A 20,000-nucleotide genomic window follows, 5' to 3' on the forward strand; every position below is an offset into this window, starting at 1 on the left:
GGCATGGCTGGTTTCCTCCTTTGTATCCACTGTTTTTAATAGCAGAAAAGTAGGTCAGTCATGCCTTTTTCAGGTCAGTTTAAAAGTCGAACATCGCGTAATTACTCATAACCTTCAGGCAGGACATTGATCAGGCTGAGCACCCTCTGGCAGTGCGTTTTTATAGGGGCTGAGAACGGCAATCTCTTCCTCAGAGGGCAGCCCTTCAGCGGCGTATGCCGAATATGGAAAGTAACTGGCAGAGCGAATATAGGCATGATCAAAAAGGGTGCGATTGCTCCATTCAAAGTCCATTAAATACGCAAGTGCCTTACGAACCTGAAGGTTGTCGAGTGGAGGGTGTCGTGTATTTAAAACGCATACCGGTGTGATGGTCATTGATTTGCTGGGTATTTCAACCTGAGCACACGGCCATTGATAACATCTGGGAAGTCGTAAGCATCGGCCCAGCGTTTGGCGACGCGCTCAAAGTGCATATCAACAGTGCCGGCCTTAAACGCTTCAAAGGCAACGGTGACATCCTGATAAAAGTAGAGCGTTATCTGATCGAAATTATATTTTCCTCGGTTGATCGGCAGGTCTTTTCCCCAGTAATCCTGAACTCTTGAGAAGGTAATAGATGTCCCCGGGACGACTTTGGTTATTTTGTATGGGCCACTGCCTAGCGGTGGATCGAGTTTAGCCTTCTTAATGGATGCGTCAGACCAGTAGTGTTCAGGCAGAACCGGTAATTCAGCTGCGCTGAATAGTTGCTCTCTATTGCCTGACGACTTGAAATAAAAGCGTACGCTGTTGTCATTGATGATTTCTACTCGATCGATCAGGCTCAGTTGCATTTGATAGCGAACGGAGCCTTTTGTCTTCAGAAAGTGATAGGAGAAAACCACGTCTGCGGCAGTAATTGGGTGACCATCGTGGAATCGGGCATCTTTTCTTAAATTGAAAGTGATCCATTGGCTGTTGTCTGGATGCTCTACCGATTCAGCAATAAGACCGTAGGCGGATTTAGGCTCATCGGCGGCAACGCTGTAATTTCCGGTGCCAGCCATTAGGGGTTCATTCAGACCAAGGAAACCCAGGAAGAAGTAATTGATAGGTCGGGCTTCGAGGATGGGGGTTCCGGTTGGAGTATAAGGGTTCAGAGTATCCAGTATACCAACGGCAGCAATTTTGAGGTGTCCACCTTTTGGAGCATCAGGGTTTACATACTCTACATGAGAAAAGTCTGCAGGGTATTTCAGATCATCAAAGCGGCTTAAGCCATGGGATTTATGTGTCTTTTGAGTCATTGCGTGGATGTCTGGTATAAAACCGAACAGCAGGATTAAGGTATAGGTAAGAAGTCGCTCAAAGTGTTTCACTGTATGCACTCAAAAAAACAGGGTCTAAGGCATGGTTATCGTACGTGTTGGGGGTTAAGTACCCAACCATATGAAATCATATTTTCTGGCTCATTGGTTAGCCACTCTGCGGCGTTACATCTACGATCACATAGCTAAGGCTATGCTCGCTCCGATGTGCCTTGCATAGTAACCAACCACTAAGCCAGAAATATTCGATTTCATATGATCGGGTACTTAAGTAACTGTGACTTTATCTTGAGAATTAACAATAAAAGCCGAGAACCTGTTAGAGCTGATTGCCCAGAACCAGAGGCGATTGATACACTGTTCGCAATGTTTGCAATAAATCATTCAAGGGATCGGATCACAATGAAACGTATTGTTCTGGCTGGCGTCCTGCTAGTCATGTCTACACTGGGTATGGCAAGTGGCCCAATAAAAGACGATTCCCCCACCAAGTACACGGTAGCATCAGGCGATACCCTGTGGGATATATCAACAACGTTCCTGGAAAGCCCATGGTTATGGCCTGAAATTTGGCATGCCAATCCGCAAATCCAGAACCCTCACCTGATATTCCCCGGGGATGTGATCAGCCTGGTTTATGTTGATGGTAAGCCTCGTTTGATGATTTCAAGCCGTGGCGATACCGGACGAACCATCAAGCTTAGTCCAAAGGTGCGAGTGTTGCCCGGTGAGTCCGCCATTCCAGCGATTCCTCTCGGTGCTATCAAGAGCTATTTGAAAGGTGGCTATGTATTTGCCAGTGAAGAAGAGTTTGAACAGTCACCTTATGTATTTTACGGCGAAGATTCTAAGACGACTGCCGCCACGGGTGACAAAGTGTACGCCAGAGGTGACTTTACTGCGGATGACGTCTCACGATTAAGTGCTGTCCGCCGTGGCGATATGATCGAAGATCCGCAAACCGGAGAGTTGCTGGGTATTGTTGGTCTTGATATTGGCACTGCCAACTTGCATCAGGTTCAAGGTGACGTAGCTTCTATCATCATTCAAAGCAGCAAGCAGGAGATGCGCAATGGTGATCGTCTGGTTAATCAGGAATCCAGTGGCCTGGTGACGACCTTCTTTCCAAAGTCCCCTGAAGTGCCAGTTGAAGCCACGGTGACTGCTAACCTGAACGGTTCAAAGAAGATCTCCAAGCATGACACGATCATCATCAACAAAGGTGGACGTGAAGAGCTGGAACAAGGTGATGTATTCGCCATTTACCGTCCGGATGAAAAAGTGTTGGATCCATTCTCTGGCGAGAAAGTATCTTTACCGCTGGAGCGCGTGGGTTATGTCATGGTTTATCGCCCTTTTGAAAAAATGAGCTATGGTATTGTGCTGATGGCAGAAGAGGATCTTGAAGTTGGCTATATCCTCAAAAGCCCACAGCCATAATCTGAAACCATAGATTCGGTTTTCGGGCAGGATGCCCCCGGGAAGTGTGGCTTTCACTAACAAATAAAAGCCACACGGACCGAAAGAGAAATCGATGATATCAGTTCAAACGCTTCCACAATCGAGCCAGAAAAACTGGCCTCAGATTCTTCCCTGGCTAAAGCTCTCCCTTATTCCCGGCCTTGGGCCAATAAAAGTCTCCAAATTAGTCGAACAATTTGGTCATCCTGAAAAGATATTCTCCGCGACGGAAGCTCATCTATGCTCCGTGATTTCCAGAAAATTGGCTCACTCCATTCTACGAGCCGACATTAAAAAACAGCTGGAAAGCACTGAAGCATGGATAAATGCCAGTGAGGCACACTCAATACTAACGCCAGAATCATCCGGTTATCCTGAGGCGCTAAAGGAACTTCCCGATCCACCGGTTGTGCTTTATGTCATCGGGAACTGCAGTTTGTTACGAGAGCCACAACTGGGGGTGGTTGGCAGTCGACGACCAACGCCAAATGGTCGCAGGGTTGCCCAGGAATTCAGTGAGCAAATAGCAAGAAGCGGATTGGTGATCACCAGTGGCATGGCAATGGGCATTGATGCCGCTGCGCATCAAGGTGCGCTCAGTTGTTACGGTGGTACTGTCGCTGTTCTGGGCACAGGCGTTGATCAGATCTACCCGGCACGGCACCGAGATATTTATCAGGCCATTGCCGTTCAAGGCGCGTTAGTGAGCGAGTACCCTTTAGGCACAAAACCTTTTGCCGGTAATTTTCCCCGGCGTAATAGAATTCTTTCCGGCCTGTCTCTGGGCGTTTTAGTGGTAGAAGCGGCGCTGGAAAGTGGTTCTTTGATCTCAGCAAGAATGGCGGCCGAACAAGGGCGGGAGGTGTTTGCTGTTCCCGGATCTGTTCTCAACCCATTGAGTAAAGGGTGTCATAAGTTGATACGGGAGGGCGCTGTGTTGGTGGAACACCCAGATGATATTTTGATGGAGCTGGCGCCTCAGCTGCGTGGGGCAATCCGTGAATTTGATCATGTTGCTTCGAACCATCATCAGGAAACCGACCCACTTCGGTTAAAAATTATAGAAGCCATGGGCTTTGACGTGGTCAGTGTGGATCAAATCTGTGCCGTTTCCGGAATCCCCTATACGGAGCTTTCTGTGCTTCTCACCGAAATGGAGCTGGATGGTGTGATTGAATCCACGCCCGGTGGTTTTATCCGACTGGGTTAGGGTCTGTTGACGTTTCGTTGTGTGCTCAGCGGATCAGGGCGCATCTATGGCTAGGCGCAGTGCCGCAGGAATGCTAATTGCCTTTCAAGGCGCTGGAACGACGACATAGGAGCGCCCTGATCCGCCCTTCGGGTGACTCAGAAAAATGCCCTCCGCTTTGTCAGGCTTGCTTGGCGTAGAATGTTACGCACTTCGCAAGCCTTTCGCGCGGGTGACATTTTTCTGAGTCACTGAGCCTCGCAACGAAACGTCAGCAGACCCTAGGAGCCTGTCGGACTTAGAACAACTTTTGAGTATAATACCCGCAAGATCGTAAAAGACAGCCAGCCAATGAACAAATGGACTTTCAGACCCATTGACCGAGACATCCCTGACTTTTTTCCTGCCACTGTTCAGGATTATCTGCCAGAGGTGCATCTTGCTCGCTTTGTTGTAGAGGTGGTTGAGCAGCTAGACCTCACACCTTTGATCAGCGCCTATAAAGGAAGGGGTTCTAAAGCCTGGCATCCATCCCTCATGCTGTCGTTATTGTTCTATGGATATGCAACAGGTGTCTTCTCCAGTCGCAAACTGGAGAAAGCAACTTATGACTCCATCGCCTTTCGATATATCTGCGCCAACGAGCATCCGGATCACGACAGTATCAACACCTTTCGCCAGCGCTTCCGTAAAGAAATCAGTGAACTTTTTGTTCAGATATTGTTGATTGCGCAACAGGCAGAATGGTTGAAGCTGGGAACCATCAGCCTCGATGGAACCAAGATGAAGGCCAATGCCAGCAAACACAAGGCGCTCAGTTACAAGCACGCATGCAGGCTCGAAAAGCAGCTCAAGGCCGAAGTTGAAGAGCTCCTCAAGATGGCTGAAAAAGCAGATACTGAAAAATTGCCAGACGAATTATCCATTCCTGATGAGCTGAAACGCAGGGAAGATCGCCTCAAGGTGATTGCCGATGCCAAGGCAGAAATTGAGAGACGAGCTGAAGAGCGCTATCAGCAAGAACTGGCAGAATATCAGGAAAAAGTTGCCCGTCGTGATGCGATCAGAGATACGGAAAAAAAGCCACGGGGCAAAGAACCGAAAGCCCCAACGCCGGGTCCCAGGGACAAAGATCAAGTCAACCTGACAGATCCGGAGTCTCGCATAATGCCAACGTCTGCTAACGGTTTTGTACAGGCTTATAATGCGCAGGCCGCAGTAGATAACGACAGTGGTCTTATTGTTGAAAATCATATTACTCAGGCGACCAATGACAAACAACAGGTAGCGCCTGCCCTCGAAGAACTGGCCTCTCGTGCAGAGCAGATTGGCAAGCCCAGCGCGATTCTTGCCGACACGAGCTACTTCAGTCAGGGCAATGTGTCTGCTGTGGATAAGTTTGGAGCTATCCCTTACATTGCAGAAAAGAAGGATGCCCATAACAAACCTTTACTGGAGCGCTTTAAGCCCGATGAGCCGATGCCCGCAGGCGATGATGTTACCGCACTGGAGTTGATGCGTTGGCGATTGCAAACCAGGGAAGGACGGGCGGTGTATGCATTGAGAAAAAGCACCATTGAGCCAACGTTTGGGATACAGAAGGAAGTGATGGGATACCGTCAATTTCTGGTCCGTGGTCTTGAAGCAGTGTCTGCTGAATGGGATCTTCTGTGCATGGGTTTTAACCTGAAGCGGATGTTTACGCTGATGCTGAAAGATCTTCAGGAAAGTATCATTTTTATGCAGTTTATTTCAGCTTACAGGTTATTTGTCGCATGCATTTGGATATTTGGGCAAAAGAGACTGACGACATAAACAGCACTTCCAGACTGGATTCTGTGATTTTTGACTTTATTGCGGCCCATCTCCGGTTTTTACTTTCAAGTCCGACAGCCTCCTAGCCTTCTCTGTTTCTCAAAAGCGTCTCTTGTTAGACTTGCAGCATTAAATAACCGGGTTCTTTGAGAGTTGTGGAAGGTTGTTGGATGATGGATGTTAATCAGGCTGCTGAAGTGGTGAAAAGCGGGGGCGTCATTGCTTATCCTACCGAAGCGGTTTGGGGGTTGGGTTGTAACCCGTGGAACCGTGAAGCGGTCTACCGAATTCTCGAACTAAAGCAGCGACCTGTTGAAAAAGGAGTGATCCTTATTGGCAGTTCTCTGGAACAGTTTACACCGTTGCTAAACCCACTCTCGCCTGAAGAAAAATCCCGACTCAATGAAACATGGCCCGGCCCTTATACTTGGTTAATACCCGACCCGGACGGATGGACGCCAGAGTGGATTCGAGGCCAGTTTGATACTGTGGCTGTTCGAGTCAGTGCCCATCCGGTCGTCAAATCTTTATGTGATGCGACCGGAATGCCCATTGTTTCCACCTCTGCCAACCTTGCTGGTAATGACCCATTACTGATACAGGCAGAAGTAGAAGCCGAGTTTGGCCATTTATTGCAAGGCATCGTAACCGGCGAAACCGGCGATCAGAAAACACCTTCGACCATACAGGATCTGCGCACCGGCAAGCTGGTGCGAGCAGGTTGAAATCAATAATGATAAGGCGTGTCCCAAGATGTCTGAACCTTCAGTAGAACTTGTAAAGCAATACCTGATGGGGCTGCAAAACCAAATATGTACGGCGCTTGAAGCGGAAGAAACTAATGGTGCCTTTCGTGAAGACGAATGGAGCTATCATGGCGGCGGTGGCGGAAAAGCCAGAGTACTGGAAGGCGGCGAAGTCTTCGAGAAAGCCGGCGTTAACTTCTCCTATGTCAAAGGTGAAAACTTACCCGCGAGTTCTACTGCTCATCGGCCACAACTGGCTGGACGCAGCTTTGAGGCTATGGGAGTTTCACTGGTAATCCATCCAACCAACCCTTTTGTGCCAACCTCTCACGCCAACGTGAGAATGCTGATCGCCCACAAAGAAGGCGAAGCACCTATCTGGTGGTTTGGCGGTGGTTACGATCTAACGCCTTATTATGGCTTTGAAGAAGATTGCCAGCATTGGCACCAAACAGCACTGAAAGCCTGCGAACCATTTGGTGAAGAGGTGTATCCCAAGTATAAAAAGTGGTGTGATGATTATTTCTTTCTGAAGCACCGCAACGAACCAAGAGGCATTGGCGGTCTATTCTTTGATGACCTGAACGAATGGCCTTTTGATGACTGTTTTGGTTTTATGCAAGCGATTGGCAGTAGTTTTGTTGATGCTTACTTACCCATTGTTCAGCGCCGTAAAGAGCTACCTTATACCGAGAAACATAAACACTTTCAGGAATACCGTCGTGGTCGCTATGTAGAATTCAATCTGGTGCATGATCGGGGCACATTGTTTGGCTTGCAGTCCGGTGGCCGAACTGAGTCTATACTGATGTCGCTGCCTCCCCATGTGCGTTGGGAATACAATTGGAGCCCAGAGTCCGGATCAGAAGAGGCACGATTGTACGAAGAATTCTTAAAACCAAAAGATTGGATAAAAGAGGAATAAATCATGGCCGGCCCAGTAGACAGTTATGCCGTTATGGGTAATCCGATTGCCCACAGTAAATCACCAGTCATTCATACACTGTTTGCTGATCAGACCAATCAGAATCTTCGTTATACCGCAATGCTTGTTGAAATAAATGGCTTTCGGGAAGCGGTGGAGGCGTTCTTTGAAAATGGTGATCTCGGCTTAAGTGTTACTGTGCCCTTTAAAGAAGAGGCCTGGCAGCTGGCAGTAAAGAAAACCTCCCGTGCGGAAAAGGCGGGCGCCGTTAATACGCTTTGGCAAGATGAAAATGGCCACATTAATGGTGACAATACCGATGGTCTGGGGCTGGTGGCAGACCTGAAAAACAATAATGGTATTGAGATTAAAAATGCCCGGGTGCTTGTGCTCGGTGCAGGTGGCGCTGTTCGAGGAATCCTTGAACCTTTGCTGTCTGAGCAACCTTCAGAAATTGTTATTGCTAACCGCACGTTAAGTAAGGCTGAAAACCTTGTTGAACTTTTTCCCGGTTCGCCATTGTCTGCTAGCAGTTTTGGAGAGATGGAAGGCTACTTTGACTTAATCATTAACGGTACTTCCGCCAGCCTGCAAGGCGACTTACCCCCAATACCTGCCCATGTCATCACACCATCCACCTGTTGCTATGACATGATGTATGGCGCTGAAGAAACCGTATTCAATCGCTGGTGTCGTGAGCAAGGTGCCGGTAAAACCATTGATGGTTTGGGGATGCTGGTTGAGCAAGCCGCAGATCAATTTGCTATCTGGCGGGGTGTTCGCCCGGCAACGAATCTTATGTTGGATTTGCTTCGAGCGGATCTGAGTTAATACTCGATAGAGTAATGGTGAGGATATGGACAAACAACAACCAACCCCCATTATTTCTGAAGATCTGTTGCCGGGGGACCTGCTGTTCCAGTTCCGTTTCGGTGGTGAGGCTGAATGGGCAATAAGCCGTATTTTTGCTGGTCGGGATGGCTATGCCATTAATCATGCTGCCCTTTATGATGGTGATGAAGCGGTAATTGAGGCAGTAATGCCTCATGTGAAAAAAACGACACTGAATGAGTTTCTTGATAACTCAGTTAAAGATAATCATGGCAGGCCTTGTGTATTGGTTTGCCGTGTTTTGCCGGAGCATTCCGAACTGATTCCATCAGTCTTGGAGTATGCAGAGCAACAGCTTGAGCTGCCTTATGATTCGCATTACCAAGTAGAGCCAGCCACTCCCGATGAATCAAAGGCTATATCTTGTGCTTTTTTACGGCACCAGTAATTTCTTATTTTGATTTATCTGACTTCTCGTTTTCTAATAAAACTGCTTTTTGTGAAGCAGAATCAGAAATGGCCGAACTTATCTTGAGAGTTTCCACAAGACGAGTTCAAAATGCCTAATCTTTTTGAGAGATATAACCACTTTCGAAATGAATATCGAGAAGTAATCTCTGGTGATGATTACTCCCTGGCAGAGAAGGCAGTTATTGGGTTTCGAATTGCGTTTGGCTATAAAGTCAATGAAGCAAGTATTGAACGTAAGGTTGAAAGCGACTCTTCACACCCTCTACAGCAGGGTGAACAGTCCATTTTGGACAAATATTCCGGGAAGATTACGCATCATCATTCAGAGTTGAGCGCAGATGAAGCGTTTAAAGAACATTCACTTTCGGCCACTAAGGTCAACCAAAGTCCTAGCAGCTATTTCTTTACTAATAATGACCTGTCGAAGCAGCAGGTTATTGACCAGCAATACCAAAAGTTACCTCCTGAGTCCGTTATTTGTATTCGATCACCAGAAGATCTTGAGACATCAGACCTGATGCAGACGGTTTGGCTGGAAAATGGCCAGCTGAAAAATGCTCAGGGTCGGATATATCAAGACAAACCGCTAACCCTAATTTTTGATCTGACTGCCATGACGCCCGGTGATATTGCCGGGTTCAATGATATTATGCAGGCTAACCCAACCTGTAATGGGTTACCTCTGGGTGACAGCATTCATCGATTATTTCTTGTCAATGATGACATGCTGAAGGGGCGACAGGCCGCCAACCCTGATTTGTGGCGGCGACTTGGTCAAATGAAAGAGGTGAGCGATACCGTCGCTGAACCGTCTTCATCCTGCTCAGATGACGATTTGCTGGATCAACTGGAACAGATGGGGCATGGTGAAAGTGGTTACTCTACAGTCATCGACTTTGCGGCAGAACCCGATTGGCAACATGCGCTGTTTGGCGGTATTACTCTGGACGCACGGGGGCAATTGTATTTCTCATCAGGTAAATTGGCTAACTTGACAGCGAGTACACATCTGACCCTGCAAAATGCACCATGGGAAGATAAGGCTTTTAAGTCAGCGATTACGGATGCTTTGCGCGCGGGAGGATTTTATGTCGATCGACAATGGGTTTCTTTACCCGAGGGTTTGACACTGAGTCGGGAAGCCGTTTCCGACGAACAGCTTGGCCAGCTTAAAAAGTCTGCCATTGAAAAAGCAGAGATGTTCTCGGTAGAAAAAACGTCAGTATGTTTGAATTCGGCGATGGTTAAATCGCTGAAACATTCTGTCAAAGTGGAAGGTACTTCAGTTGTTCAAGCGAACGCTTTATCCGACCTGATGGGTGGGGCTGGGCAGTTGGTGGTGACCTCTGTTCTCAGCAAAGAAGACTGGCTATGGCTATTCGGTCAGTTGGAAGCATTGCCTGAGTCGACTCGTCCAGCCCTTTTTAATGACATTCCACCGACTCAACTGACGACTGAGTCCAGTCATTGCCAGGTAATAGACCGCAGTGAGTTGAAAACAGATTCGAATTCAGACCAGGCATTCCATTATTCATTCACCACCAGCGATTCACTGGAATCCCTGCAACAGTTGAAATTAATCAGTAAACAGGATTTCACTTTTTCCGTAATAACCAGCCCGTTAATGGACTGCCTGCTCAAAGGAACCCCGGTAGTGCTTGACGGGCTGGAAAGAAAGCCTGAGCTTGCAGCCATGCTGGAAACACTGTTGTTGCCAGACCCCTATTTGTTCCTTCATGGCCAAAAAATCCCATTGCCCAAAGCAAGGGTGACGTTGGTTAAACCTGAAGATGGTCTTGAAACCGGCTCTCGATTGTTTAATCAGGTGTTTTTATCCAATGCGTCCGTTGCTGCAAAGTCAGGCAATCCGTTCTATCGTTTACTTCAGGAGCTTCCCAGCTCTCTGCAGCGCCGATATCCATCCCGTCCACCCTGGACACCAGCCTCGTTTCAGGAGCAACTTGATAAAAAGTCGGAGGAAGAGCGTAAGCTGGATGGCGATGCGGTGGTTAAGCCTGCCCATCAGCGAAGGGCTCTGAATAGCTTGGTGGCCAAGGCTTATCGGGGTGATGACAAAGTTTACAGCTTTATCAAAGCCAAGGCAGCACAGTACTTTCCAGATCAACCAGCGGAAATGCGAGCAGATCATGCAGCCCTGCGACAGTGGTTTGCAGCCAACCCAAAACCGACGGTTGAGACTGTAAAAGACAGCTTCTGGCAATTGGCCCGCCATTGTCCTTCCCATGTTCATGAGGCGATCAATGAATTGCACACCATTGATGATAATGCGATCAAGCAATTGGCCACTGTTTTGATTGGCGCGGCACCCATCTCACAGCAGCAAGAGCTGGCAAAGCAGTTTAAGGTCCCTTTCAGGAAGGTTGTCGGGCAGTCATTTTATGATGGCAATGTGGTTTCTAATATTCGGGATCTGTTGATTGCCAATCGTCATCAATTAGCACCGGGTACCGTCATCAACGACGCTGTTACGTTATTGGAACACCAGGTATCAGTCATTCTGAAAGCGTCAGTGCCTGAGGCTGAAAAACGACTTGAGCTGAGTAAGACGTTTGGTGCCTTTTTTTCAGATGGGAAATTACCTGACGGTTATCAGGATCTGCCTGATGCATTGATGACAGGACAGCGCCACAGTAAAGCCCGTCAGGAAAGGCGTATAGCACAGCTGGCTCGACGGATAAAGGACATCGTATTTATACAGGGCGAGGCGGGTGCCGGAAAAACCTTTATGGCAAAAGCCATTGCCAGCCGGGCCGGTTATCCAGACTGTCAGGTATTACAGTTAAGCCCAAACGTAACGTCGGATGAGATCTTTGGTGGGCAGCGAGTTATCAACCAAGTTAACGACCACAGTACAGAGTTTCAGGAAGGCCCCATTCTGAAATGGGCAATGTCGGAAAATCCACCGTTATTATTGCTGGATGAAGCTAATCTGGCTCCGGATGGACTGTTATCGCCACTGGCAGGACTCACTGGCCGACCTCCGGTGATTGACTACCAGGGGCGTCAATACCCACTGACCGAACGGCATCGTATTGTTTTGACCGGCAACCCTGATCACTACGAAGGTCGGCATCTGGATGATGTTTTGAAAACCAGGATTCCAACACTGTTCTACCACCCGCTGTCGGAGGCGGTGCTGGCCGAATCGATCATACGTCCGGGATTACCAGCGAACTGGAGTGATAAGCAGAAGCAGCAGGCCAGCGAACGACTGCTTACCCTGTTTAATCAGTTCAGGGAGCTGGTGCCGGGTGATTTGATGACACCCAGAGATATAAAAGATACGCTGGCTTCTGTTCGCCAGTTACTTCGTTACCAGCAAGGACCGGTGATACTGGATGCACAAGATATCTCTGAAGAACAAATCAATGCACTGATCCATAAAGCCTTTATGGATAGCCTCAGTGGTGCCGTGACCGGTTCACAGCGTCAGCAGCTGGAGTCGTTGAATCACTGGTATCAGGGGCAGTTCCCTGAAGATACCTCCATTCTTAATGGCGTGAACAGGGCGTTTTCAGCGTTCATGGAGATGCTTCAGAAGAACTACCCTGAGGGGGACTTTGGCACAGAACCTATACGTAAGTTGGTTTATAACTATTGGCAGAGTCTGGAAAAAGACGATTATGGTCGTGTTTCTGTCCTGGTAGAAGGCCCGGCAGGCTGGGGTAAAGATTTTATTCTGGACCGAACTATTCAGCAGTGGCAACAAGAACAGTCAGCGAACCGCCCAATGGTGCATATCAATGCCAATCTCCATCAATGGCCCAAGCTGGTTGAGAAGGTTCGTGAGGCCATGACTCGAGGCCACATTCTGGCAATCAGCGAACTTAACCTGATACCCAGTCACTATCTGGAAGGATTGTTTAATGATGTTCTGACGGGCTATGCCGCACCGGGGTTTCGATTATTCGGAACGATAAACCCCGGTTCTTTTGATGGTCGTGAATCCCTGAGCCCGGCTTTGAAGAGTCGCTGTACCCAGATTAAGCTGGAACATTTATCCAGATCAGACCTTGAAGGTTTGATCTCCAGACAAAAAGAGGTGCCAGAAGGTTTATCGGAATGGCTGACAGATCGCTTTTATCAATTGTCATTAGCCTTAAGGGAGCAGGGAAGCCCTATTCAACCGGCACTGGATGATTTATTCGGCTGTACCCGTTACCTTGCTGCTCAACCTGCCAACCAATGGCAGGATGGCTTTATTGAGCATCTTTCCCTGGCGCACCGGTCACTGGAGAGCCCCCTTAATGTTGATGAAAATTTACGTTCTACCCTGGATCAACAGCAGAAAACAGAGCAGTGGCGCCTTACCCAGGAACGCCTTGTTAATCAGGCAGAGGGCCTGAAAGAACCCATTACCGTGAAGTTTGGTAATGAGGTTGAGCTTCGTAAGAATTACATGATGGTGACCCGTGAAGTGACCGGAGAGAGTATTTACCCGCAATTTTTAGCACAATACTTTAGCAGCGATGAAAAAGAGAAGGGAGCCAGAAAGAACCCATTGAATAACAAAGCGTCATCGGTCGTCGGTGAAAAGGAGGCGAATCCTCACCGGAATGCTCAGGCCACCATTTATTTTCAAGGACAGGGTTTTAAGCCTGATCGATACCGGCTCGGACTTTCAGCGATTAGGTACAACGACGGACAGTTAATGCAATATCCCATTTCATGGGAGTATGGAGGCTTGCAAGATATTTCACCTGAGTTAAGCCAGCTGGCATGGCGAGAAGATTTGTACAATGAGGAAGTGCCCGGGCAAATCTCATTAACCCTCAGTAATCAGTGGCATCCATTGCCATCACTGTCGGCCATGGATTCCTTGCAGGCGATTCAGGTGACACCGGAGACCGATATTGACGTCAAGCGCAGTGATAAGACCGGGCAGCTGATGATTGCACTGGCTGATAGGAATGGAGCTCCGGTAAATGCAGTGGTTGATTTTATTGTCGCACCGGACGCGGACTATTTTAGTCAGCTTGATGATAATATCCCGGTTGAATTACAGAGCGGTCTAGGGTCTTCGACAATCAATCAGTTCCTGGAAAAAAACGTTGTGAATCCTATTAATGGTGAAATGGCGTTTCAGGAGTTAAACGATATTCATAATATTTCCAATATCCCGAAGCGCTTAGAAGCCCTGAGGCGTTGGCTGGAATCATTCTCTGAAACAAAAAAGAGAGTATCAGAGAATGGCGAAGACTTGTTATCACGGGTGCTTGGTACGAAACAGGGTTCTGGTTCAGATAAGCTGGCGGTTTTCCATTTGTTATGCGATTTCTGGGGTATTCCATCCCGCATTGTTGACAACGAGAGAAATGGCTTTGTTGAGGTGAGTCCTGATTTGGGGGAAAAGTGGCACTATTACCCGGTAGAAAGGTCGCACTACTTTTCAGAGGATATTCAGCCTGAGTGGCCAGAGTACCAGAAAACCAAAGGGTCCTTAACAAGTAACCCAGCCAGTAAACAGGCAGAACGCGATAAGCCAGCATTTAAAACCCTCGCTGGGCGACCTCCAAAATCATCATCTACAGGCAGTATTCATGTTCGTAAATCGCCTAGGTCAGCTAAGCGTGCGGCGTTACGCCCTCGAACGCTTTTGTTCGTTGATATAACAAAAACAATCTACTACGAGGTGGATCGCTATTTTCCAATGTATCCTTATGACGCACGACAATACAGACTTACATTATCCGAAACGCATCTGGATTCAGATGGACTATTGAAGTCGTACCCCATCACCTGGGTGGATAGTGAGGTGGAAGCATTACCTTCTGTAACAGAACTTCCCTGGCGGGCAGACCTGAAGGTAGATGAACTTCCTGGTAAAATTGCGTTGAATCTAACCGGTGACTGGCAACCACTGCCTTCGCTGACGCCAGTGGATGACCTACGAGGTATACGGACCAAGCCGGATGTAATCATTGAGCTTGGCCGAAGCGGGTCAACGGGCCAATTACTGATTCGCTCAGTAGCCAGTGAAACTATGGATACCGATGTTGACTTCATTGTTGCTCCCCAGCAGAGCTATTACGAGCAATTAGAGCGTAATGACTTTATTGATTTACAGGATGATCTTTGTTCGCCGGCGTTAAAAGCGTTGTTTGATGAACACATCTTTAGCCAGAATGATGATGTAGAGGCATTTGATCAACTACGTTGGATTAATAATGTTGACGATACTTCTGAACGATTACAGAGGCTTATGGACTGGCTTGATAGCTTTTCTGATAATGCCAATGTGTCGGGTAATGGTAGAGTATTGTTATTGAATATCCTTCGAGAAAAGCAGGGTGTTTGCAGTCATAAAGCCATGGTGTTTCAAATGCTATGTCATTACTGGGGGGTACCGGCACGAACCGTTAATAATGTCTCCCATACTTTTGTTGAGATAAGTTCTGATGGTGGTCAATCCTGGCGCCAGTATCAAGTGGGCGGAGGAGGCAGTTCGGAGTCTGTTGTCTCAGAGCCAGATTGGACGGATTACAATAGCTCTGGTTTTTCAAAGCTGGCAGCGCCAAATGAGCGCAAAAAGAGAAACTACGATCCTTTCGGTCAAGGTCTGGAAAGAGGGTCAGAAACGACGGGAACAGAAGTATCTTCAAGCAGTAACAACAAGAGAGAAGCTGATTCTGAAGTCTATGATCACCCATCTGGAAAAAATAGTGTTCAACCATCGTCAAAGTCATTCAAAGAAGACTTTGAAAAGCTTCACTCTACAATTGATTGGAGTGATTATTTTTCCATACATATTGACCGTTTTAAGAAAGAACTTGAGCAAGATACTGTTGATTCGGGGCTGTTGACAGAGCTGAAAATAAGGATGCAAGCTGAATTAAACCGAATGGATGAGGGAGATCCCAAAGCTTCCTTAGGTAGTCGCTGGTCAGTATTATTGTCATTTCCGGCTTATCGATATATTCATGGGGATAATGAGTGGGTGTCGATTATTAAACGAGCGCTGCTGCATTCACCACTAGTTTTAGAAGAATATGCTTATTCCCCAACTATCATAAGAAGAATCCAAGAACATTTTTTCAGAGCCGAAAAACAAGATAATTTAAAAAGTCATTGTCTACCAAAGCCGTTTGATCACATAAACCTTGATTTGGAGTCATCATCTTTACAAGATAACTATATCGATTGGTTTTTAGGTTTGTGCGAAGAGAATATTCAGTTGAGCCAGATATTTATCAGTGATTTTCAGAAATTGTCAGGAAGCCCCGATTTTGTAGCTTATAAAGAGCGTGTTAATCGACTGCTGGATAAAATGCCCTATCCGTCATTTGATAGAATCAAACCTCTGGATGTGATAACTGAGAAAGAAGCATTGCTGACTTCCTTTGCGTCAACGTTGCCCCGAAGTCAGTATCTAAGTGCAAAAATAGGCAGCAATCGCATTGACCGTAAATACACTCATGCCCCCGAAAGCAATTCCCGGTTGACGCCAGAGCGATTGGCCAAAGGGTTGCCAGCGTTTGTCAATGAATCGGTTCATAAATCATATAAACCCGTCATATTTAATATGTGTCATATTGATCATCTTCAAATGAGGACGTTGAATAGCGAGCTGCCTTACTATATTCATTCTGATTGGGATAACAAAGGCCGTGATGAATTATGTAAAGCCTACTGTAAAGGTTTTGTTCGGGCTGATCGCAGTGGCAGCACAGCAACCAATTACCCTGATTTTATTAATAGAAAAGTTCTTGGTGAAAAAGCATTTAACCTCGATTTGTTCATCACCTGGCTTTGTCAGACACAAAAAGATTGTAGAAATACTACTTGGCGTTGGTTGTTTAATGACTATCAAGGCTGCATCGAACAGGATAATGGTATAAAGCTGCCCTACGGCATTCTTGATGGTCAGAATGAGTATAAATATACCGTTAAATTTGTTGATGTGATGAAGTATTCTAAACAACAGATTCGGGATAATTTTCAGGAACCGTCTGCTGTAGTATTAAACAATCATGATATTCTGATGATGTATGAGGAGTTTGTTCAGGTGATGAAAGCTGCGATGGTTGAATAAGTACCCGGCCATATGGAATCGAATATTTCTGGCTTGTTGATCAGGTTCTCTGCAAGGCGCAACGGCGTGTGCATAGCGAGCTATGTGACCAGAGTTGCAACGCAGTCAGAGGGACTGATTAATGAGTCAGAAAATATGATTTCATATGGTTGGGTACTTAGCTGTTAACGGCTGATAAGTCGGTCTATAAACTGTCACCACAAAGTGTAGAAGGCCTTTATAAAATACAGCACGATTAAGGAAGTCATGCCTTAAACATTCTGGAGCTGGTGTAATAACCATCGTTAAGTACTGAAAAATGCCATAAAATAAAGTACCTGCTTTTATCACTGCATATACTGACTTCTAACCGTCTGCCCCGCAGACAGCAAACTACCCATTTGAAACCTGCATAAGGGCAACATGAGCACTGACACCTTCCCGCTTCTTGATCATCCACTTAGCGTTCAGCTACGAAACGATATCTGTCAAGGTGCAACATCCTTTGGTATCGATTTGACTGAAGCCAAAGCAGATCTACTGACTCACTATGTTTTGCTGCTGGATAAGTGGAACAAAGCCTACAACCTGACGGCCATTCGTGATCCAAAAGAGATGGTGTTCCGGCATATTCTCGATAGTCTGAGCATTGTTCCACATATTGTGGGTGATTATATTCTGGATGTTGGCTCCGGCCCCGGCTTGCCGGGAATTGTGCTTGCCATCATCTATCCAGAGAAAAAATTCACGACATTGGACAGCAACGGCAAGAAAACCCGATTCATGCAACAGGCGAAAAATGACCTGAAGCTGGATAACCTGACAGTCGCCAACAGTCGTGTAGAAAACTTTGAAGCACCACAGCCTTTTGATGCAATAACCTCGCGGGCATTCAGCTCATTAGTTAATATGGTGGACGGCACGAAACACTTATTATCGACTTCAGGTGTTTATCTGGCCATGAAAGGGCTATATCCTGAAGAAGAGTTGAAAGAACTGATGGATCGTCACGAAATTGAACTAGTCGGCTGCGAGCCCCTGAATGTACCGGGCACAGAAGGCGATCGTCATCTGGTCATCCTGACTAATCGTCATTAAATGGTATTAACGGCTGTGGCTAAAATTCTAGCGGTAACCAATCAGAAAGGTGGTGTTGGCAAAACCACATCCTGCGTTAATCTCTCGGCATCCCTTGCTGCAAATAAGCAGCGGGTGTTGCTGGTGGATATGGATCCCCAGGGTAATGCCACCATGGGCAGTGGTATTGATAAGCACGATCAGGAATGGTCGGTCTATCATGTGCTGACTGGCCGCTGTGATATCACACAGGCGATCACACCATCCGCTGATGCAGGTTACGATGTGCTGGGTGCCAACGCTGACCTGACCGCCGCAGAAGTTGAGTTGATGACCCTTGATCATAAAGAATCACGACTGAAAGATGCTCTACACCGTGTAGCGAGTCAGTACGATTTTATTATGATCGACTGTCCACCTTCTCTGAATATGTTAACCATCAACGCCATGGTCGCTGCCCGTGGGGTTATCATCCCTATGCAGTGTGAATACTATGCGTTGGAAGGCTTGACTGCCCTGATGGAAACTATTGCCGGTATCAGGGAAACCATTAATCCAGACTTGCATATCGAAGGTCTGCTACGAACCATGTATGACCCACGAATGTCGCTGACCAACGAAGTATCGAGACAACTCGTCAGCCACTTTGGTGAACAGGTCTATCGAACCGTCATTCCTCGGAATATCCGACTGGCGGAAGCACCAAGCCATGGAAAGCCAGTGTTGGCATACGACAGAAACTCCCGTGGAGCTGTCGCCTATCTGGCGCTGGCCGGTGAACTGGTTCGTAAGCACGACATTAAAAACCTTCATGCCAAGTCTGAAAGGAAAACAGGAACACATTAACAGATGGCAAAACAACGTCTCGGTACTAACTTGAATGCATTGCTCGGTAGCGCAAAGTTGCCAGCATCATTATCTAATGACTTATCTGGCCCGTCACAATCCCAGGACAAAGAGTCATTAGATGGCGTAATGAAAGAACTCCCGGTTGAATTCCTTATTCGAGGAAAGTACCAGCCCCGCCGAGACATGCACTCTGATGCTCTTGAAGAGTTGGCAGAAAGCATTAAAGAGCAGGGCATTATGCAGCCCATTGTGGTGCGCCCGGTTGGTCAAAACCGATATGAAATTATTGCCGGAGAGCGTCGCTGGAGAGCCGCACAACTGGCTGGCTTGTCAGAGGTCCCTGCTTTAATTCGTGATGTACCTGATGAAGCGGCCATAGCCATGTCGCTTATCGAAAACATTCAGCGTGAAGATCTTAATCCTATAGAGGAAGCCATCGCGCTTTCTAGGCTTCAGAAAGAGTTTGAGCTTACCCAGCAAGAAGTGGCTCAGGCGGTTGGAAAGTCCAGAGCTGCGGTAGCCAACATTCTACGTCTCATGTCGTTGAATACCGAAGTTAAGAAAATGCTGGAGTATGGTGACCTGGAAATGGGGCATGCCCGTGCTCTGTTGCCGTTAGGAGAAATGGATCAGCTGGAAATAGCCAGGATAGTTGCCGCTAAAGGATTATCTGTTCGACAGACTGAATCCCTGGTTCGCAGAATTCAGCAGGAAAAAGAGAAAGGTAGTAAAGTTGTTAAGCGACTGGATCCTAATATCAAACAGTTGGAAGACGAACTGTCTGAAAAGGTGGGTGCCCGTGTCGCTATTCAGTGCAATGCGAAAGGCAAAGGGAAGTTGGTGATCTCCTATAACACCCTCGATGAGCTTGATGGTGTTCTTGAGCATATCCAATAACGATCACTCTTCCTTTATATAGCTTTCATTAATGGTGATGGAGGCTATATTTCGTTCTCCATCGAATTAGCTGCTATTTATAAGTGCATTTACGTAATATCCCTTCTGCTTATTGATTAAAGTCAAAAAAACTCTATCATACACATCTCTTCCACGGACGATCTTCAACGAGAAGCCTAGCGACAGAAGATGATTTTTCATCTCTGGCAGGAAGAGTGATTTGAAAACGGGTGCTTGAATCAAACGATGAAAACAACCGATTGACAAATCAACGAGGTGCTGTAATATGCGCCTCCGCTGACACGGTCTGAACGACAACGTCAGCGAGTTGAAAAGCATCTGAAAACGATCGCTTGACAACGAAAGCCGCTTCGGTATGATAGCGGCCTCGCTGATC

At 47.0% G+C, this 20,000-nt stretch carries 12 protein-coding genes and 1 pseudogene; 11 read left to right on the forward strand and 2 right to left on the reverse strand.

What is annotated here, in order from left to right:
• Positions 1-114: 114 nt before the first annotated feature.
• Both AKL11_RS06855 and AKL11_RS06860 read right to left on the reverse strand, forming a co-directional pair.
• Positions 115-378, reverse strand: coding sequence for an ABC transporter substrate-binding protein (locus AKL11_RS06855; RefSeq protein WP_067515849.1), 264 nt, complete (start codon positions 376-378; stop codon positions 115-117).
• Positions 375-1,361, reverse strand: coding sequence for an ABC transporter substrate-binding protein (locus AKL11_RS06860; RefSeq protein WP_157673448.1), 987 nt, complete (start codon positions 1,359-1,361; stop codon positions 375-377). Before AKL11_RS06860 ends, AKL11_RS06855 begins: the two co-directional genes overlap by 4 nt.
• Before the next feature lie 351 nt (positions 1,362-1,712).
• Between AKL11_RS06860 and AKL11_RS06865 the strand changes: the two genes are divergently transcribed.
• From AKL11_RS06865 to AKL11_RS06915, 11 genes and pseudogenes are all read left to right on the forward strand, one after another.
• Positions 1,713-2,750: a LysM peptidoglycan-binding domain-containing protein gene (locus AKL11_RS06865; protein ID WP_067515851.1), complete on the forward strand. Its 1,038-nt coding sequence runs from the start codon at positions 1,713-1,715 to the stop codon at positions 2,748-2,750.
• A 94-nt stretch (positions 2,751-2,844) separates the two neighbouring features.
• Positions 2,845-3,981: a DNA-processing protein DprA gene (gene dprA / locus AKL11_RS06870; RefSeq protein ID WP_067515852.1), complete on the forward strand. Its 1,137-nt coding sequence runs from the start codon at positions 2,845-2,847 to the stop codon at positions 3,979-3,981.
• 330 nt (positions 3,982-4,311) lie between these two features.
• A pseudogene (locus tag AKL11_RS06875) lies at positions 4,312-5,667 on the forward strand (IS1182 family transposase); the annotation flags it as partial.
• 278 nt (positions 5,668-5,945) lie between these two features.
• The gene (gene tsaC / locus AKL11_RS06880) at positions 5,946-6,500 is read left to right on the forward strand and encodes an L-threonylcarbamoyladenylate synthase type 1 TsaC (protein ID WP_067515854.1); all 555 of its coding nucleotides are present in this window, start codon (positions 5,946-5,948) and stop codon (positions 6,498-6,500) included.
• A 28-nt stretch (positions 6,501-6,528) separates the two neighbouring features.
• Positions 6,529-7,446, forward strand: coding sequence for an oxygen-dependent coproporphyrinogen oxidase (gene hemF, locus AKL11_RS06885; protein WP_067515855.1), 918 nt, complete (start codon positions 6,529-6,531; stop codon positions 7,444-7,446).
• Between the two features lie 3 nt (positions 7,447-7,449).
• Positions 7,450-8,277: a shikimate dehydrogenase gene (gene aroE, locus AKL11_RS06890; protein ID WP_067515856.1), complete on the forward strand. Its 828-nt coding sequence runs from the start codon at positions 7,450-7,452 to the stop codon at positions 8,275-8,277.
• A gap of 25 nt (positions 8,278-8,302) precedes the next feature.
• Positions 8,303-8,725, forward strand: coding sequence for a YiiX/YebB-like N1pC/P60 family cysteine hydrolase (locus AKL11_RS06895; RefSeq protein WP_067515857.1), 423 nt, complete (start codon positions 8,303-8,305; stop codon positions 8,723-8,725).
• A 111-nt stretch (positions 8,726-8,836) separates the two neighbouring features.
• The gene (locus tag AKL11_RS06900) at positions 8,837-16,801 is read left to right on the forward strand and encodes a transglutaminase domain-containing protein (RefSeq protein ID WP_067515858.1); all 7,965 of its coding nucleotides are present in this window, start codon (positions 8,837-8,839) and stop codon (positions 16,799-16,801) included.
• A gap of 402 nt (positions 16,802-17,203) precedes the next feature.
• Positions 17,204-17,878, forward strand: a complete 675-nt coding sequence (gene rsmG, locus AKL11_RS06905) for a 16S rRNA (guanine(527)-N(7))-methyltransferase RsmG (protein ID WP_067515859.1) — start codon at positions 17,204-17,206, stop codon at positions 17,876-17,878.
• Between the two features lie 15 nt (positions 17,879-17,893).
• The gene (locus tag AKL11_RS06910; RefSeq protein WP_067516014.1) at positions 17,894-18,703 is read left to right on the forward strand and encodes a ParA family protein; all 810 of its coding nucleotides are present in this window, start codon (positions 17,894-17,896) and stop codon (positions 18,701-18,703) included.
• Between the two features lie 3 nt (positions 18,704-18,706).
• Complete coding sequence (locus AKL11_RS06915) at positions 18,707-19,603, forward strand: ParB/RepB/Spo0J family partition protein (RefSeq protein ID WP_067515860.1); 897 nt, start codon at positions 18,707-18,709, stop codon at positions 19,601-19,603.
• The last annotated feature ends 397 nt before the right edge of the window (positions 19,604-20,000 follow it).

The organism is Endozoicomonas ascidiicola (genome assembly GCF_001646945.1).
In the GTDB taxonomy this organism is placed as follows: domain Bacteria; phylum Pseudomonadota; class Gammaproteobacteria; order Pseudomonadales; family Endozoicomonadaceae; genus Endozoicomonas; species Endozoicomonas ascidiicola.

Excerpts from the sequence above, each read along its gene's own strand:
- hemF (WP_067515855.1), top strand. The coding sequence starts at position 6,529 with ATGTCTGAACCTTCAGTAGAACTTGTAAAGCAATACCTGATGGGGCTG.
- AKL11_RS06915 (WP_067515860.1), top strand. The coding sequence starts at position 18,707 with ATGGCAAAACAACGTCTCGGTACTAACTTGAATGCATTGCTCGGTAGC.
- tsaC (WP_067515854.1), top strand. The coding sequence starts at position 5,946 with ATGATGGATGTTAATCAGGCTGCTGAAGTGGTGAAAAGCGGGGGCGTC.
- rsmG (WP_067515859.1), top strand. The coding sequence starts at position 17,204 with ATGAGCACTGACACCTTCCCGCTTCTTGATCATCCACTTAGCGTTCAG.
- aroE (WP_067515856.1), top strand. The coding sequence starts at position 7,450 with ATGGCCGGCCCAGTAGACAGTTATGCCGTTATGGGTAATCCGATTGCC.
- AKL11_RS06895 (WP_067515857.1), top strand. The coding sequence starts at position 8,303 with ATGGACAAACAACAACCAACCCCCATTATTTCTGAAGATCTGTTGCCG.
- AKL11_RS06865 (WP_067515851.1), top strand. The coding sequence starts at position 1,713 with ATGAAACGTATTGTTCTGGCTGGCGTCCTGCTAGTCATGTCTACACTG.
- AKL11_RS06855 (WP_067515849.1), bottom strand. The coding sequence starts at position 378 with ATGACCATCACACCGGTATGCGTTTTAAATACACGACACCCTCCACTC.
- dprA (WP_067515852.1), top strand. The coding sequence starts at position 2,845 with ATGATATCAGTTCAAACGCTTCCACAATCGAGCCAGAAAAACTGGCCT.
- AKL11_RS06900 (WP_067515858.1), top strand. The coding sequence starts at position 8,837 with ATGCCTAATCTTTTTGAGAGATATAACCACTTTCGAAATGAATATCGA.